Origin of the sequence: Streptomyces sp. NPDC059009, from assembly GCF_042740175.1 — a bacterium.
GTDB lineage: Bacteria > Actinomycetota > Actinomycetes > Streptomycetales > Streptomycetaceae > Streptomyces.
Map to the genome: position 1 here is coordinate 1 of NZ_JBHYJB010000073.1, position 16,697 is coordinate 16,697.

A 16,697-nucleotide genomic window follows, 5' to 3' on the forward strand; every position below is an offset into this window, starting at 1 on the left:
TTTTTTTTATAAGAGACCGCGAGGCGTCCGTGCGGACGGCGTACCCCGGCGCGGACTGAGGCGTTCTCGGATCTTATCCGTGGTGGGCGCCCCCCCCGTGATGGGGTGCCGCCCTCCTCGTATATCTGTTGTGTCTCTTGGCGGAGGTCCTAGCCCTTCGACGCCTTCTTCTCCTCGGAGTCCTCGATGACCGCCTCCGCGACCTGCTGCATCGACAGACGACGGTCCATCGACGTCTTCTGGATCCAGCGGAACGCGGCGGGCTCCGTCAGCCCGTACTCGGTCTGAAGGATCGACTTGGCCCGGTCCACCAGCTTCCGCGTCTCCAGGCGCTGCGTGAGGTCCGCGACCTCCTTCTCCAGCGTCTTCAGCTCCGTGAAACGGGACACCGCCATCTCGATGGCCGGGACCACGTCGCTCTTGCTGAAGGGCTTCACCAGATACGCCATCGCGCCCGCGTCGCGGGCCCGCTCGACGAGGTCGCGCTGCGAGAAGGCAGTCAGCATCAGGACGGGCGCGATGGACTCTTCGGCAATCTTCTCGGCCGCGGAGATCCCGTCGAGCACGGGCATCTTCACGTCCAGGATCACCAGGTCCGGCTGGTGCTCGCGGGCCAGCTCGACGGCCTTCTCGCCGTCGCCGGCCTCGCCCACGACCGTGTAGCCCTCTTCCTCCAGCATCTCTTTGAGGTCGAGCCGGATGAGGGCCTCGTCCTCGGCGATGACGACGCGGGTCGTCATCGGGGGCACGTGCGACTTGTCGTCGTCGGGCACGGCTTCGGGCTGGGGCGACTCGGGGGCGGTCACGGGTGGCTCCTCGTTCATGGCAGGGTTACTGCTCCCAAGAGCCTACCTAGCTGCGGTATGGTGGACAGGCAGCGGGTCGAGGGGAACCTTCGATTCATTGGGCCCCGGTAGTCCAATTGGCAGCAGACGAAGGTCTCAAACACCTTACAGTGTGGGTTCGAGTCCCACCCGGGGCACTTTTCCTTAGATTCCAAGGTCACGATCTAGAAGCGGATGTTCACCTTCGTGTGAACCTCCGCTTTTTGCTACGTACGGCCACGATGAGTCGCCCAAAGTGGCCAGATGTACGACATGGGCACACGCGAGCGCGCACTGGCACTGGTCGCCCAGGGCCGCAGCCTGAACTCCGTCAGTAGAGAGACCGGCATATCTCGGGCAGCCATCCGCGCCTGGCAGACCCGCATCGAACCCCTCGACTGGAACCGCGCCGTCCCCTGCCCACGATGCTGCGACGTTCCGGAGAAGCCCGAAGACCAGGTCGCCTACGCGTACTTGCTGGGCCTCTACCTCGGTGACGGCTGCATCAGCTCCGCTCGCCGAGGCGTCTACTTCCTCCGGATCGCGTGCGCCGATGCCTGGCCCGGTCTCATCGACGCCTGCGTCGAAGCCGTGCAAGCGGTGCGCCCCGCCAACAAGGTGTTCCGAGTCCAGCGACAGGGCTGCCAGAACGTCACCTGCTTCAGCAAGCACTGGCCCTGCCTCTTCCCTCAGCACGGCCCCGGCAAGAAGCACGAGCGCACCATCGCCCTCGAACCCTGGCAGCAGGAAATCGTCGACGCCCACCCTTGGGAGTTCGTTCGCGGGCTCATCCATTCCGACGGCTGTCGAGTCACTAACTGGACGACCCGCCTCGTCGCCGGCGTACGCAAGCGCTACGAGTACCCCCGGTACTTCTTCACCAATACGTCGGCCGACATCATCCAGCTCTACACCGACACCCTCGACCGCCTCGGCGTGGAGTGGAAGCCGCTGCACCAGAGCCGTGCCGCCGTCACCATTTCCGTCGCCCGAAGGGAAAGCGTCGCCCTCATGGACCTCCACGTAGGCCCCAAACACTGACCGCCACCCCCACGCAATAGGACACGTCACCGTCCCCCGCCCACCCCCTTGGGACTCTCCCCAAATTCGCGTCGCGCCCTTGTCCTCCCCCGACACCGCTGCGAAACATCGGCCCCATGACCCCCATGAACCGACGCAGCTTCGTCGCTGCCGCCACCGGTGCGGCGGCAGCGGCCATCACCCTCACCCCCGAGACCGCCTCCGCCCTCGCCCAGGGCAGCCCCGGCAAGGACGACGGCACCGACTTCGCCAACGCCGACAAGGGCTTCATCGCCGCCCTCACCCCCGGCGTGGTGAAGGGCGCCAAGGGAAACGTCGTCTGGGACGCCGACGCGTACGGGTTCCTGAAGGGCGCCTCTCCCGACACCGTCAACGCGAGCCTGTGGCGGCAGAGCAAGCTCGTTGCCAAGCAGGGGCTCTACAAGGTCGCCGACCGGGTGTATCAGGTTCGCGGGCTTGATCTGTCGAACATGACCATCGTTGAAGGGGACACCGGGATCATCGTCATCGATCCGCTGATCTCCGCCGAGACGGCCGCCGCCGCGCTGAAGCTGTACCGCGACCACGTAGGCAACAAGCACCGTCGCACCAAGGTCACCGGGCTCATCTACACCCACCCGCACGTCGATCACTTCGGCGGGTGTCGTGGCGTCCTCCCGGACGGACCGGGAGACGGTGCGGACGCCGTTCCCGTGCTCGCTCCCGAAGGGTTCATGGACCACGCCGTGTCCGAGAACGTGTACGCGGGGACGGCGATGCAGCGGCGGTCCGGGTACATGTACGGGGCGCAGATCCCCAAGTCGGCCGCCGGGCAGGTGGGTTGTGGGCTCGGGCAGACCGTTTCGCTCGGCACCATCGGGTTGATTCCGCCCACCTTGAGCGTCGGCAGGACCGGGCAGCGGGAGACCGTCGACGGCGTCGCGATGGAGTTTCAGCTGACGCCGGGTACCGAGGCTCCTGCCGAGATGAATTTCCTCTTCCCGGATCTACGTGCCTTGTGTCTGGCCGAGAACGCGACGCACACCATGCACAACCTCATCACCTTGCGTGGTGCGCAGGTGCGGGATGCGCGGCAGTGGTCGCATTACCTCAATGAGGCGGTGGCCCTCTTCGAGGGGCGCATGGATGTGGCGTTCGCCGGGCATCACTGGCCGACCTGGGGCAACGACGCGATCGTTGAACTCCTCGAATCCCAGCGGGATTTGTACGCCTACCTTCACGATCAGACGTTGCGGCTCATCAATGTCGGGAAGACGGGGCGGGAGATCGCCGAAGAGCTGAAGCTGCCGCCTGCCCTCGACAAGGCGTGGGCGAATCGTGGCTACTACGGGTCCCTCAGCCATAACGTGAAGGGGATCTATCAGCGGTACATGGGGTGGTTCGACGCCAATCCGGCGCATTTGTGGGAGCATCCGCCTGTCGCCGAGGCCGAGCGGTATGTGAAGGCGTTGGGTGGGCGTTCGGCGGCTGTGGCGAAGGCGCGGGAGTTTGTGCGTGAGGGGGATCTGCGGTTCGCGGCGACGTTGCTGAATCATGTGGTGTTTGCCCATCCCGAATACCGGCGTGCCAAGGTCGAGTTGGCGAGGGTGTATACGCGGCTCGGGCAGGGTGCGGAGAACGCCGTGTGGCGGAACTTCTATCTGACGGGTGCGCAGGAGTTGGTGCATGGGGTGGAGGGGGCCGCGACCTCCGTGACCGGTGCGGACATGATGTTGGCGCTGTCCGTGGATCAGCTCATTGATTCCGTGGCTATTCGGGTCAATGGGCCGAAGGCGTGGGATGTGGACGTGCGGATGGATTGGAGTCTGCCTGAGCTGAAGAAGGTCTGGCATCTCACGTTGCGCCATGGGGTGTTGACCTATCGCAGTGATGCGAAGGCCGATCCGGGCGCCGGGGTGACGCTCACCATGACCAAGCCGCAGTTGTTGTCGATGCTGGCCGGCAAGGGGCTTGGTGACATCGAGGTCGAGGGTGATGTGTCGCTGCTCGGCAAGCTTCTCGCCGTCGTCGACAAGCCTGATCCGGACTTTGCGATCGTCACCCCGTAACGCCCGTATTTCTTCAGTGAATTGGGGCTACTTGGGGCTGTCGTCCTCGCCGATGTGGTGCACCCGCACCAGGTTCGTCGAGCCGGGCACTCCGGGCGGTGAGCCTGCCGTGATGACGACGACGTCGCCTTTCTGGCAGCGGCCGATCTTGAGGAGCTGTTCGTCGACCTGGTCGACCATGGCGTCGGTGGATTCGACGTGGGGGCCGAGGAACGTTTCGACGCCCCAGGTGAGGTTGAGTTGGGAGCGGGTGGCCGCGTCGGGGGTGAAGGCGAGGAGGGGGATGGGTGAGCGGTAGCGGGAGAGGCGGCGGACCGTGTCTCCGGACTGGGTGAAGGCGACGAGGAATTTCGCGCCGAGGAAGTCGCCCATTTCCGCTGCCGCTCGGGCGACCGCGCCGCCTTGGGTGCGGGGCTTGTTGCGTTCGGTCAGGGGCGGCAGGCCCTTCGCGAGGATGTCTTCCTCTGCCGCTTCGACGATGCGGCTCATCGTGCGGACCGTTTCTACGGGGTACTTTCCGACGCTCGTCTCGCCGGAGAGCATGACGGCGTCCGTGCCGTCGATGACGGCGTTCGCCACGTCGCTTGCCTCGGCCCTCGTCGGGCGGGAGTTGTCGATCATCGAGTCGAGCATTTGCGTGGCGACGATGACGGGCTTGGCGTTGCGCTTGGCGAGTTTGATGGCTCGCTTCTGGACGATGGGGACTTGTTCCAGGGGCATTTCGACGCCGAGGTCGCCGCGGGCCACCATGATGCCGTCGAATGCCGCGACGATGTCGTCGATGTTGTCGACGGCCTGGGGCTTTTCGACCTTGGCGATGACGGGGAGGGTGCGGCTTTCTTCGCCCATGATGCGGTGGACGTCTTCGATGTCGCGGCCGCTGCGGACGAAGGAGAGGGCGATGATGTCGAAGCCTGTACGCAGGGCCCAGCGGAGGTCTGCTTCGTCCTTGTCGGAGAGTGCGGGGACGGAGACGGCGACGCCGGGGAGGTTGAGGCCCTTGTGGTCGGAGACCATGCCGCCTTCGACGACTTTGGTGGTGACGCGAGGGCCGTCGACGGCGGTGACTTCAAGTGTGACTTTGCCGTCGTCGACGAGGATGCGTTCGCCGGTGGTGACGTCTTCGGCGAGGCCGGAGTAGGTGGTGCCGCAGCGCTGGCGGTCGCCTTCGATGCCTTCTTCGACGGTGATGGTGAACTCGTCGCCCCGTTCGAGAAGTACGGGGCCTTCGCTGAAGCGGCCGAGGCGGATCTTCGGGCCTTGAAGGTCGGCGAGGATGCCGACGCTGCGGCCGGTTTCCTCGGCGGCCTTTCGTACGCGCTGGTAGCGCTCCTCGTGGTCGGCGTAGGTGCCGTGGCTGAGGTTGAAGCGGGCCACGTCCATTCCGGCTTCGACGAGTGCCTTGATCTGGTCGTACGAGTCGGTGGCGGGGCCCAGGGTGCAGACGATTTTCGCTCGGCGCATACGTCGACCCTAGGCCCTACCAGTGGGTAGAGAATTGGTCGCGCATGACTACTCAACAACCTTTGCGTGAAGGGGTATTGACAAGTGTTGAATGTGTGCGGGGGGCTGCGCAGATGAGCGAGTTGGGCTGGGTCGTGGGGTGTCAGAGGGTCGGGGGCGTCATGGTGAAGCGGGCGTTCACGTTGGCGTAGACGTGTTGGCGTTCGGGTTCGAGGTCGAGGGGGGCGGCTTCGGTGTCGGCGGCTCCGGCGTAGGCGGCGCGGCCCATGGCGCGGGGTGCGCCGCCGTAGCCGTTGAAGGGGGCGGGGCCTTCGGCTCCGATGTCGGCGAGTTCGAGGAGGGCGGCGAGGTCGGCGCCGATGGCCTGGGCGTATTCGCGGGCGCGCTGGACGGCTTCTTTGACTGCTTGTTGGCGGGCGGTGGCGTAGGCGGGTGAGGTGGGGCGCAGGGACCACCAGGGGCCGTCGACGCGGGTGAGGTCCAAGTCGGCGAGGCGGGTGGTGAGTTCGCCGAGTGCGGTGAAGTCGGTGAGTTCGGCGGTGATGTGGACGCGGCCGTGGTAGGTGCGGATGCGTTCGCCTTTGCCGCGTTTGGTGAGTTCGGGGGTGATGGAGAAGGCGCCGGTCTCGAGTTTTTCGACGGCTTCTCCGTAGGTTTTGATGAGGTCGAGGGCGGTGGTGTTGCGGCGGGTGAGGTCGCCGAGTGCTTCGCGGCGGTCGCTGCCGCGGGCGCTGACGGTGACGCCGATGCGGGCGAGTTCGGGGTCGACTTCGAGGTGGGCTTCGCCGCGGACCGCTAGGCGCGGGGCCTGGGGGGTGCCGTAGGGGGCGTTGGGGGTGGGGGTCTCGGTGGGGGTCTCGTCCATGCGGCCACTCTGGCATGGGGGCACCGGACCGTCATCGGTTCGAAACCTGCGGGGTCTGTTGCGGCGTGGCGCGAGGGGACAGAATCTACGCGCGTTACATCGGTCGACCGAGGAGTGCTGAGATGCCGTTGAACCGCCGGACCTTTCTGGGTACCACCGCCGCCACGGGAGTGGGTGCGGCCCTCACGGGCGTGGCCGCGGCGCCGGCCGCCGAGGCGAGGGAGGACCGGAAGCCCGCCCGGAAGCGGCGGACTTACTCGTTCACCGTCATGGGCACCACCGACCTCCACGGAAACGTCTTCAACTGGGACTACTTCACGGACAAGGAGTTCGACGACAAGGACCACAACGATGTGGGGCTTGCGAAGATCTCGACGCTCGTGAACCAGGTGCGCAAGGAGAAGGGGCGGCGGAACACTCTTCTCATCGACGCGGGCGACACGATCCAGGGCACTCAGCTCTCGTACTACTACGCGAAGGTCGACCCGATCACGGCGGAGCACGGTCCGGTGCATCCGATGGCGCAGGCCATGAACCGGATCGGCTATGACGCGGCGGCGCTCGGGAATCATGAGTTCAACTATGGGATTCCGGTGCTGCGGAAGTTCGAGGAGCAGTGCGACTTTCCGCTGCTCGGGGCGAACGCGCTGGATGCGAAGACGCAGCAGCCCGCTTTCCCGCCGTATGTGATGAAGCGGGTGCGGACGCCGCACGGGCGTGATGTGCGGGTGGCGGTGCTGGGGCTGACGAATCCGGGGATCGCGATCTGGGACAAGGTGAATGTCCAGGGGAAGATGACGTTCCCGGGGCTTGAGGAGCAGGCGGCGAAGTGGGTGCCGAAGCTGCGGTCGATGGGTGCGGATGTCGTCATCGTGTCGGCGCATTCGGGGTCGAGCGGTACGTCGTCGTACGGGGATCAGCTGCCGTACATCGAGAATGCGGCGGGGCTGGTGGCGGAGCAGGTGCCGGGGATCGACGCGATTCTGGTGGGGCATGCGCACACGGAGATTCCCGAGTACTTCGTCACCAACAAGGAGACGGGGAAGAAGGTCGTGCTCTCGGAGCCGTTGAAGTGGGGGCAGCGGCTGACGCTGTTCGACTTCGATCTGGTGTGGGAGAAGGGCCGTTGGGTCGTGGCGCAGGTGGGGGCGAAGGTCCTCAACTCCAATACGGCGGTGGAGGACCGGGCGATCACGCGGCTGCTCGCCGATGAGCACAAGAAGGTCGTCGGGTACGTCAACCAGGTCATCGGGACGTCGAAGGCGGCGATGAGTACGGCCGAGGGCCCGTACAAGGATGTCGCGATCATCGATCTGATCAATCTGGTGCAGAGGGAGACGGTGCAGGCGGCGCTGAAGGACGGGGAGTTCGGGAAGCTGCCGGTTCTGTCGCAGGCTTCGTGTTTCTCGCGGACGGCGCAGATTCCGGCGGGCGATGTGACGATCCGGGATGCGGCGGGGCTGTATCCGTTCGAGAACACGCTGGAGGCGCGGCTGATCACGGGTGCGCAGTTGAAGGAGTATCTGGAGTACTCGGCGCGGTATTACGTGCGGACGGCGGCGGGTGGTCCGGTGGATCCGGCGAAGCTGACGAACGCGGAGAACATTCCGGACTACAACTACGACGCGGTGTCCGGTGTGACGTATGAGATCGATATCGCGAAGCCGGTGGGGTCGCGGATCGCGATGCTTCAGTTCGACGGGAAGGGTCTGGATCCGAAGGCGCAGTTCGTGTTCGCGGTGAACAACTACCGGGCGAGTGGGGGCGGGAACTTCCCGCATGTGCCGGGGGCGAAGCAGTTGTGGGCGAATTCGGAGGAGATCCGGAACACGATCATCGGCTGGGTGAAGGCGAAGGGGACGGTGGATCCGGGTCAGTTCGCTTCGGTGGACTGGAAGTTGACGCGGGACGGTACGCCGGTGTTCTAGCGCCGGTTTCTTGACGGGGTGGGGGCTGCCGGGGGCCGCGGCGGTGTTCTAGCGTTTCCGTATGAACCGTGATCTTGCCGTGGCCTTCGAGGTGGTCTCCCGTGATCTGCGGGCGACGTGTGCCGTGCAGCCGATCGTCCGTGAGGAGAGCGATCACGGCGAGGAGTGGGTGATGCTCTATGAACCGGACGGCAGTGGGACGGGGGTCTCGGTGCCGGAGTTCGCGAGTACGGTCGAGCAGGTCGTGGTGCTCGCGGAGCAGGTGAAGGACTGGGCCGTGGAGGCGCTGGCGGCGCAGTTGAAGCCGGCGGTGTGGCCGGAGTGCCCCGACCACCCGGATTCGCATCCGTTGGATGCGGGGGTGGTGCGGGGCGTGGCCATGTGGTCGTGTCCGCGGTCGCGGCGGGCCGTGGCGCCCGTCGGGGCGCTGGGGTTCAGCTCTTGAGGGGGACGAGGGTGCCGCGCTGTGCGCCGATGGTGGCGGCGGGGTGTCCGTCGGGGCGCTGGAGGCCGAAGCTGGTGAAGGCGGTGCGCTGGGGCAGCCGGTAGGTCTCTGTGCCGGTGAGGGAGTTGAGGATGGTGGCGCTGCGCCAGGCGGCGAGGCCGAGGTCGGGGGCGCCGACGCCGTGGGTGTGGCGTTCGGCGTTCTGGACGTAGATGCTGCCGGTCACGGAGGGGTCGAGGACGAGGCGGAACTGTTCGTCGATGCGGGGGCGGCCCATGGAGTCCTTGCGGATGTAGGGGTCGAGTCCGGCGAGCATCTGGTCGAGGGGGCGTTCGCGGTAGCCGGTGGCGAGGACGACGGCGTCGGTGGTGAGGCGGGAGCGGGTGCCCTGCTGGAGGTGTTCGAGGTGGAGTTCGACGCGGGTGGTGGCGACGCGGCCCGCGGTGCGGACGGAGACGCCGGGGGTGAGGGTGGCGTCGGGCCAGCCGCCGTCGAGGGTGCGTCGGTAGAGCTCATCGTGGATGGCGGCGATGGTGTCGGTGTCGATGCCTTTGTGCAACTGCCATTGCTGGGGCACGAGTTGGTCGCGTGCTGTTTCGGGCAGGGCGTGGAAGTAGCGGGTGTAGTCGGGGGTGAAGTGTTCGAGGCCGAGTTTGGAGTACTCCATGGGGGCGAACGCTTCGGTGCGGGCGAGCCAGTGGATCTTCTCGTTGCCGGCGGGGCGGTGTTTGAGGAGGTCGAGGAAGACTTCGGCGCCGGACTGTCCTGAGCCGATGACGGTGATGTGGTCGGCGGCGAGGAGGCGGTCGCGGTGCAGGAGGTAGTCGGCCGCGTGGATGACGGGGACGGTGGGGGCTTCGGCGAGGGGTTTGAGGGGTTCGGGGATGTGGGGGGCGGTGCCGATGCCGAGGGCGACGTTCTTCGTGTAGGTGCGGCCGAGGGCTTCGGCTTCGCCGTCGGTGTCGAGTTGGGTGAAGTCGACTTCGAAGAAGGAGCGTTCGGGGTTCCAGCGGACGGCGTCGACCTGGTGGCCGAAGTGGAGGCCGGGGAGGTGTTCGCTGGTCCAGCGGCAGTAGGCGTCGTATTCGGCGCGCTGGATGTGGAAGCGCTCGGCGAAGTAGAAGGGGAAGAGGCGGTCGCGGGTCTTGAGGTAGTTGAGGAAGGACCAGGGGCTCGCGGGGTCGGCGAGGGTCACGAGGTCGGCGAGGAAGGGGACTTGGAGGGTGGCGCCGTCGATGAGGAGGCCGGGGTGCCAGTGGAAGCCGGGGCGCTGTTCGTAGAAGGCGGTGTCGAGTCCTTCGACGGGCTGGGCGAGGGCGGCCAGGGAGAGGTTGAACGGGCCGATGCCGATGCCGACCAGGTCGCGGGGTTCTTCGGGGGTGGTGAGCGGCTGCTGGGGGGCGGGCGCGGTCATCGGGGGGTGGTTCCTTCCACGAGCTTCAGGAGGTTCGTGAGGTCGGCGGGGGTGGTGTGGGGGTTGAGGAGGGTGGCTTTGAGCCAGCGGCGGCCGTCGGCCTGGGCGCGGCCGAGTACGGCGTGGCCTTCGGTGAGGAGTCGGCGGCGTACGTCGGCGATGTGCCGGTCGGCGGCGTGGGCGGGCCGGAACAGGACGGTGCTGAGGGTGGGTTGGTCGTAGAGCTCGAAGCCGGGGTGGGCGTCGAGGGCGGCGGCGAGGTGGCTGGCCTGGTCGCAGACCTGGTCGACGAGGGTGCCGAGTCCGTCGCGGCCGAGGGCCTTGAGGGTGACGGCGATCTTCAGTACGTCGGGGCGTCGGGTGGTGCGCAGGGAGCGGCCGAGGAGGTCGGGCAGTCCGGCTTCGGTGTCGTCGTCGGCGTTGAGGTAGTCGGCGCGGTGGCTGAGGGCGTCGAGGTCGGCGGGGTCGCGGACGGCGAAGAGTCCGGCGGCGGCGGGCTGCCAGCCGAGTTTGTGGAGGTCGAGGGCGACGGTGTCGGCGCGTTCGATGCCGGTGAGGAGGTGGCGGCGGCGGTCGCTGAAGAGGAGGGCGCCGCCGTATGCGGCGTCGATGTGGAGGCGGGCGCCGTGGGTGGCGCAGAGGTCGGCGATGTCGTCGAGGGGGTCGATGAGTCCGGCGTCGGTGGTGCCGGCGGTGGCGGTGACGAGGACGGTGCCGGGGGCGGACGGGAGTTCGGTGAGGGCTTCGTCGAGGGCGGCGGGGTCGAGGATGCCGGCGGGGGCGGGGACGGTGACGGGTTCGGGCAGGCCGAGGAGCCAGGCGGCGCGGGTCAGGGAGTGGTGGGCGTTGGCGCCGACGAGGACGCGGAGCGGGCCGTGGTGGGCGCTGCGTTCGCGGGCGGTGAGGAGGGCGAGCTGGTTGGACTCGGTGCCGCCGGTGGTGATGAGGGCGTCGCCTTCGGGGCCTTCGGGGCTCTTGGGGTGGAGTTCGGCGGCGAGCGCGCGGGTGACGAGGGCTTCGAGGGCGGTGGCGGCGGGTGCCTGGTCCCAGGAGTCGAGGGAGGGGTTGAGGGCGCTGGCGGCGAGGTCGGCGGCGGTGGCGACGGCGAGGGGCGGGCAGTGCAGGTGGGCGGCGCACAGCGGGTCGGCGGGGTCGGCGGCGCCCGCGGCGAGGGCGGTGACGAGGGTGCGCAGGGCGGTGTCGGCGCCGGTGCCGTGGGCGGGCAGCAGGTCGCCGGTGGCCTCGCGGACGCGGGCGGCGACGGCGTCGGGTCCGCCGCTGGGGAGGGGGCCGCCGCGGTCGGCGGCTCCTTCGGTGAGGGCGTCGAGGACGGCGTCGAGCAGGGGCCGTAGGTGGTGGGGGCCTCGGGTTCCTCCGGCGAGGGGCGGAGGGGTGCTCATGGGGGTGTTCCTTTGGTGCGCGCGGTCAGGGGCACCAGCCTGTACGGCGCGGGGGCCGGATCGCCCGGCGTGTGGGGCGATCCGACCCGAAAGAGTGGTACTGCCGTGCGGGGAAAGGACGTTGGGTTATCGTGCGCGGCTGCCCTCCCGCGCCCGCCGCCTCCGTCTCCTTTGTCCCTCAGGCGCTGAAGTCGCCTCGGTGGTCGTGGGCCCACTGCTGGAAGGTGCGGGCGGGGGTGCCGGTGACGGCTTCGACGGTGGTGGTGATCTCGGGTTCGTTGCCGACGCTCTGGGCCATGGAGTTGAGGATGGCGGGGAGCATTTGCGGGGGGACGTGCGGATAGAGGTCCGGGGTGACGTCCTCGCGGGGGATCTCGGTGAAGGTGAGGTCGCGGCCGAGGGCGCGGCCGAGGGTGGCGATCACGTCGCGGGTGGTGACGGCCTCGGGTCCGGTGAGGCGGTAGGCGCGGCCCGTGTGGCCGTCGTCGAGGAGGGCGCGGGCGGCGACGGCGGCGATGTCGGCTTCGTGGACGGGTGCGGTCGTGGAGTCGGCGAAGGGGCCGCGGATGGCGTCGCCGGCGGTGATCTGGGGTGCCCATTGGAGGACGTTGGTGGCGAAGAAGCCGGGGCGCAGGAGCGTCCATGGGAGGCCGGTGTCGCGGACGAGGTTCTCGAGCTGTTCGTGTGCGACGTAGATGGGGTGGGCGCGCTGGGTGTCGTCGGCGTCTTCGGTGACGATGAGCGAGGAGAGGACGACGATGCGGCGTATGCCGCTCTTGCGGGCGGCGGCGAGGAAGGCTTCGCCGTTGTCGCCGAGGGCGTCGCGGTGCAGGAAGAGGGCGTCGGCGCCGTCGAACAGGTCGGGGTAGGTGTCGGGCCGGCTGTGGTCGAGGCGGGCCACCTCGGCGCCTTCGGGAAGGTGGGCGCGGGTGGGGTCGCGGGTGAGGGCGCGTACGGGGACGCCGGTGTCGGTGAGCTGGGTGACGAGGGCGCGGCCCACGTTTCCGGTGGCTCCGGTCACGACGATCACGGGGGTTCTCCTTCTGGTCCGGCCGGGCCCGGCCCCGGCTCGTGGTGAGCCTAGGCCGGGCGGCGGGGGGTGCGGATCGTCGGTTGGACCGGGTGTGCGTAGGTCTGTGGACCTACGACTTGGTGCCCTCCCGTACCTTCAACGCCCGGGCGAGGTCGTCGAGTTGGTCGACGAGTTTGCGGCGGAGGGCGGGGATGGGGTCGGTCTCGCGCAGGCAGGTCTCGCCGAGGGCGAGGGTGTCGGCGTCGACGGCGTGGACGGGGAAGGCGTAGCGTCCGGCGGCGTCGGCGATGGCGGGGCCGCGGCGGGCGGCGAGCGCGGGGGCGTCCTGGAAGTAGCGGGGGACGTACTCCCGTACGAGGTCGGCCTGTTCGGGCTGCCAGAAGCCCTGGGCGGTGGCGGCGAACAGGTAGTTGGACAGCTCGGTGCCGTCGCCGGGGCCGAACAGGGCGTCCCAGGCGGCGCGTTTGGCGTCGGGGTCGGGCAGGGCGGCGCGGCAGCGGGCGGCGCCTTCCTGGCCGGTGGCGCTGGGGTCGCGGTCGAGTTCGGCGGTGATGGCGGCGGCGTCGGTGGCGCCGAGTACGGCGAGGCGGTTGAGGGCGCGCCAGCGCAGTTCGGGGTCGAGGGCGGGGCCGCCGGGGACGCTGCCCTCGGTGAGCCAGGAGTGCAGCTCGTCGGGGCGGGGGGTGGCGTCGATGAGGCCGCGGACGGCGGTGAGGCGCAGTCCGGGGTGGGAGCCGTCCTCGGTGCGGCGGATCAGGTCGCGGCAGAGTTCGGTGAGGGTGGTGAGGGCGGTGGGCCGTTGTTCGGGGGCGAGGTAGCGGTCGGCGACCTGGCCGACGGCGAAGGCGAGGACGCCCTGGACGACGGCGAGGTCGCGTTCTTCGGGCAGGTGGGTGCGGGCGGCCCGGAGGTAGGTGGTGGCGTCGAGTTCGCCGTCGCGGACGAGGTCGCGCAGGCTGTTCCACAGGACGGCGCGGGTGAGGGCGTCGGGGACGGCGGAGAGGGAGGCGAGGGCCGTCTCGGCGGAGGTGGGGTCGAGGCGGATCTTGGCGTAGGTGAGGTCCTGGTCGTTGGGGACGATCAGGGCGGGGCGGGTGCCGCTGTGGGGGGCCGGGGTGTGGGTGGCGGCGGGCACGTCGACGTCGAAGCGTTCGCGCAGGACGAGGGTGCCGGGTTCGCTGAGGTCGCGGTCGTAGGCGCCGACGGCGATGCGGTGGGGGCGGCTGCCGTCGCGGTCGACGTGGAGGGTCCAGTCGCGGCCGGTGGCGGTGATGTGTGGGGTGAGGGTGTCGACGCCGGTGGTGCGCAGCCAGGCGTCGGCCCAGGCGTGCACGTCGCGGTCGGTGGCGGTGGCGAGGCTGTCGATGAAGTCGGCGAGGGTGGCGTTGGCGAACTTGTGGCGGGCGAAGTGGGTGTTGATGCCGGCGAGGAAGTCCTTCTCGCCGAGCCAGGCCACCAGCTGCCGTAGCGCGGAGGCGCCCTTGGCGTAGGAGATGCCGTCGAAGTTGAGCATGGCGGACGCGGTGTCGGGGACGGCGTCCGGGTCGGGGGCGACGGGGTGGGTGGAGGGGCGCTGGTCGGCGTCGTAGCCCCAGGACTTGCGGGAGATGGCGAAGTCGGTCCAGGGGTCGGTGGATGGGGTATCCCCTGCTCGAACGGAGTTGAGAGCTTGGGGAAGGGTGGCTTCGGCGGTGGTCTGGTAGCCCATGTACTCGGCGAAGGACTCGTTGAGCCAGATGTCGTCCCACCAGGTGAGGGTGACGAGGTCGCCGAACCACATGTGGGCCATCTCGTGGGCGATGACCATGGCGCGGGTCTGGCGTTCGGTGTCGGTGACGGCGGAGCGGTAGATGAACTCGTCGCGGAAGGTGACGAGTCCGGGGTTCTCCATGGCGCCGGCGTTGAACTCGGGGACGAACGCCTGGTCGTAGGAGTCGAAGGGGTAGGGCTCCTCGAACTTCTCGTGGTAGCGGTCGAAGCAGGCGCGGGTGACGTCGAGGATCTCCTCGGCGTCGGCGTCGAGGTGGGGGGCGAGCGAGCGGCGGCAGTGGAGGCCGAAGGGCAGGCCGCGGTGTTCGGTGCGCACGGAGTGGTAGGGCCCGGCGGCGACGGCGACGAGGTAGGTGGAGATGAGGGGGGTGGTGGCGGCCCGCCAGGTGCCTTCTCCCAGGTGTTCGGTGACGCTGTTGGCGAGGACGGTCCAGCCGTCGGGGGCGGTGACGGTGAGGTCGAAGCGGGCCTTCAGGTCGGGCTGGTCGAAGGCGGCGAAGACGCGCTGGACGTCTTCCATGAACAGCTGGGTGTAGACGTAGGTCTCGCCGTCGCTGGGGTCGGTGAAGCGGTGCATGCCCTCGCCGGTGCGGGAGTAGCGCATGGCGGCGTCGATGTGCAGCTCGTGCTCGCCGCGGGTGAGGGCGGTGAGCGGGAGCCGGTTGTCGGTGAGGGCGGTGGGGTCGAGGGGCTGCCCGTCGAGGGTGACGGAGCGCAGCTCGCCCGGCTTGAGCTCGACGAAGGTGGCCCCGGCCGCGGTGTCCGTCAGGGCCGTGAAGTGGATGACGGTGCGGGAGTCGAAGGTCTCGTCACCGGTGGTGAGATCGAGGTCGATCGCGTACCGCTGGACGGTGAGGAGCTGGGCTCGGGTCTGCGCTTCGTCGCGCGTCAGTACGGGCATGGGGACATGCTGCCCGATGCGGTGGGGCGGGTGGAGGGGGTGGCCCCGCTCGGTCCCGCTCGGGTGGAGGGCGGAGGTCCCGCCCGGGTGGAGGCGGTGGCCCTGCTCGGGTGGAGGGGCGATCCCGCCCGGGTCGAGACGGCGGCCCCCCTCAGGTCGAGACGGCGGTCCCGCTCAGGTCGAGACGGCGGTCCCGCTCAGGTCGAGGCGGCGGTCCCGCTCAGACCCCGTCGGCGATCTGCTCGTGGTGCCGGATGACCTCCGCGATGATGAAGGTGAGGAACTTCTCCGCGAAGGCGGGGTCGAGCCGGGCGCTTTCGGCGAGGGTGCGCAGGCGGGCGATCTGGCGGGCCTCGCGGGCGGGGTCGGCCGGGGGCAGCTGGTGTTCGGCCTTGAGGTGGCCGACGCGCTGGGTGCACTTGAAGCGTTCGGCGAGCATGTGGACGACGGCCGCGTCGATGTTGTCGATGCTGGCGCGGAGCCGGTTGAGCTCGGCCTGGACGGCGTCGGCGGAGGCTCCGTCGGGTGCGGGGGCGCTGCTGGTGGTCATGGGATCCGAGCCTACGTGGCGGGGTGGGGTGCGCCGTCGGGTGCGGGCTCGGCGGGGCCGGATCTGAGCATCGGCGGATGGTCGGGGTCGGGTATCTGCTGGGACCAGCCGCCGGGCACGGCACGGCCCTGCTGTTCGCGGAAGCGGACGGGTGCGGTGCCGACGCGGCGGGTGAAGAGGCGGGAGAAGTAGGCGGGATCGTCGTAGCCGACGCGGCGGGCGACGGCGGCGACGGGCAGTTCGGTGGCGGCGAGGAGTTCCTTGGCGCGGCCGAGCCGGATGCCGAGCAGGTAGTCCTTGGGGCTGCAGCCCGCGCCGCGGCGGACGGCGGTGCGCAGTTCGGCGGGTGTCATGCCGTGCCGGGCGGCGTGTTCGGCGACGGAGAGCGGCTTGAACGCGTCGCGGGCGAGGGCCTGCAGGACGGGGTCGCCGTCGGGGGCGATGTCGGCGCGGGCGCGGCGCAGCGCGACGAGGAGTTCGTGGACGGCGGCGCTGGTCTCGACTTCGAGGAGGGGGTTGCCGCGGCGGGCGGCGCGGGCGATGCGGGCGACGACGGCGCGGGCTGCGGAGGAGTCGGAGAGGGGCACGATGGGCCGCTCGGGCTCGATGTAGCCGAGTTCGGTGTAGGTGGCGGTGGCGGGCCCGGTGAAGTCGACGAAGTACTCGTCCCAGCCGGTGTCGGGGTCGGCGCCGTAGTGGTGCGGGACGTCGGGGGCGATCCAGATGAGGGCGGGTGCCGTGACGGTGCGGCGGCGGCCGTCGGCGGTGCGGAACCAGCCGCTGCCCGCGCTGATGACGATGGCGACGTGGTGGTCGAGGGAGCGCGGGCCGACGGTGGGCAGCGCGCCGTGCTGCATGCCGACGCCGAGGCACACCAGGCCGAGGCGGTGGTGGGCCGGGCTCGGCGTGAAATACCGCATCCAGGTGTGGTACATCCGCGGTTGCCCCTTTCCTGCCGGTCCGTTCGGTCGGTGTGGCTGCTGCGTCCAACCCGGCTCGATCTTTGTCCATGGA

At 69.2% G+C, this 16,697-nt stretch carries 13 protein-coding genes and 1 tRNA gene; 5 read left to right on the plus strand and 9 right to left on the minus strand.

The window, feature by feature from the left end:
* Positions 1-149: 149 nt before the first annotated feature.
* Positions 150-806 carry an ANTAR domain-containing response regulator gene (locus tag ACFWYM_RS43190; protein ID WP_384850781.1) on the minus strand — a complete coding sequence of 219 codons (657 nt, stop codon included), beginning with the start codon at positions 804-806 and terminating at the stop codon, positions 150-152.
* A gap of 101 nt (positions 807-907) precedes the next feature.
* Here ACFWYM_RS43190 and ACFWYM_RS43195 point away from each other — a divergent pair.
* From ACFWYM_RS43195 to ACFWYM_RS43205, 3 genes are all read left to right on the plus strand, one after another.
* A tRNA-Leu gene (locus tag ACFWYM_RS43195) sits at positions 908-982 on the plus strand.
* Positions 983-1,088: 106 nt separating this feature from the next.
* Complete coding sequence (locus ACFWYM_RS43200; RefSeq protein ID WP_384850784.1) at positions 1,089-1,865, plus strand: transcriptional regulator; 777 nt, start codon at positions 1,089-1,091, stop codon at positions 1,863-1,865.
* 116 nt (positions 1,866-1,981) lie between these two features.
* Positions 1,982-3,913 (plus strand): alkyl/aryl-sulfatase, encoded by a 1,932-nt coding sequence (locus tag ACFWYM_RS43205; protein ID WP_384850787.1) that lies wholly within the window; start codon positions 1,982-1,984, stop codon positions 3,911-3,913.
* 27 nt (positions 3,914-3,940) lie between these two features.
* Here ACFWYM_RS43205 and pyk read toward each other — a convergent pair whose 3' ends face one another.
* Positions 3,941-5,377: a pyruvate kinase gene (pyk, locus tag ACFWYM_RS43210; protein WP_384850790.1), complete on the minus strand. Its 1,437-nt coding sequence runs from the start codon at positions 5,375-5,377 to the stop codon at positions 3,941-3,943.
* A gap of 142 nt (positions 5,378-5,519) precedes the next feature.
* A complete protein-coding gene (locus ACFWYM_RS43215; RefSeq protein WP_384850793.1) occupies positions 5,520-6,242 on the minus strand; it encodes an SIMPL domain-containing protein in 723 nt (240 codons plus the stop codon).
* Between the two features lie 122 nt (positions 6,243-6,364).
* Between ACFWYM_RS43215 and ACFWYM_RS43220 the strand changes: the two genes are divergently transcribed.
* Positions 6,365-8,170 (plus strand): 5'-nucleotidase C-terminal domain-containing protein, encoded by a 1,806-nt coding sequence (locus ACFWYM_RS43220; RefSeq protein ID WP_384850795.1) that lies wholly within the window; start codon positions 6,365-6,367, stop codon positions 8,168-8,170.
* Positions 8,171-8,231: 61 nt separating this feature from the next.
* On the plus strand, positions 8,232-8,615 hold the full coding sequence (locus tag ACFWYM_RS43225; protein ID WP_384850797.1) for a hypothetical protein: 384 nt from the start codon (positions 8,232-8,234) through the stop codon (positions 8,613-8,615).
* Here ACFWYM_RS43225 and ACFWYM_RS43230 read toward each other — a convergent pair.
* The 6 genes from ACFWYM_RS43230 to ACFWYM_RS43255 form a co-directional block, all read right to left on the minus strand.
* Positions 8,605-10,029 carry a lysine N(6)-hydroxylase/L-ornithine N(5)-oxygenase family protein gene (locus tag ACFWYM_RS43230; RefSeq protein ID WP_384850799.1) on the minus strand — a complete coding sequence of 475 codons (1,425 nt, stop codon included), beginning with the start codon at positions 10,027-10,029 and terminating at the stop codon, positions 8,605-8,607. The two genes, ACFWYM_RS43225 and ACFWYM_RS43230, sit on opposite strands and share 11 nt — an antisense overlap.
* Positions 10,026-11,429 (minus strand): pyridoxal phosphate-dependent decarboxylase family protein, encoded by a 1,404-nt coding sequence (locus ACFWYM_RS43235; RefSeq protein WP_384850801.1) that lies wholly within the window; start codon positions 11,427-11,429, stop codon positions 10,026-10,028. Before ACFWYM_RS43235 ends, ACFWYM_RS43230 begins: the two co-directional genes overlap by 4 nt.
* Before the next feature lie 178 nt (positions 11,430-11,607).
* Positions 11,608-12,459 (minus strand): SDR family oxidoreductase, encoded by an 852-nt coding sequence (locus tag ACFWYM_RS43240; protein ID WP_384850803.1) that lies wholly within the window; start codon positions 12,457-12,459, stop codon positions 11,608-11,610.
* Positions 12,460-12,571: 112 nt separating this feature from the next.
* Positions 12,572-15,133 (minus strand): aminopeptidase N, encoded by a 2,562-nt coding sequence (gene pepN / locus ACFWYM_RS43245; RefSeq protein ID WP_384850805.1) that lies wholly within the window; start codon positions 15,131-15,133, stop codon positions 12,572-12,574.
* A 220-nt stretch (positions 15,134-15,353) separates the two neighbouring features.
* Positions 15,354-15,683: a chorismate mutase gene (locus tag ACFWYM_RS43250; protein ID WP_384850807.1), complete on the minus strand. Its 330-nt coding sequence runs from the start codon at positions 15,681-15,683 to the stop codon at positions 15,354-15,356.
* A gap of 11 nt (positions 15,684-15,694) precedes the next feature.
* Complete coding sequence (locus tag ACFWYM_RS43255; protein ID WP_384850809.1) at positions 15,695-16,618, minus strand: helix-turn-helix domain-containing protein; 924 nt, start codon at positions 16,616-16,618, stop codon at positions 15,695-15,697.
* Positions 16,619-16,697: the final 79 nt, after the last annotated feature.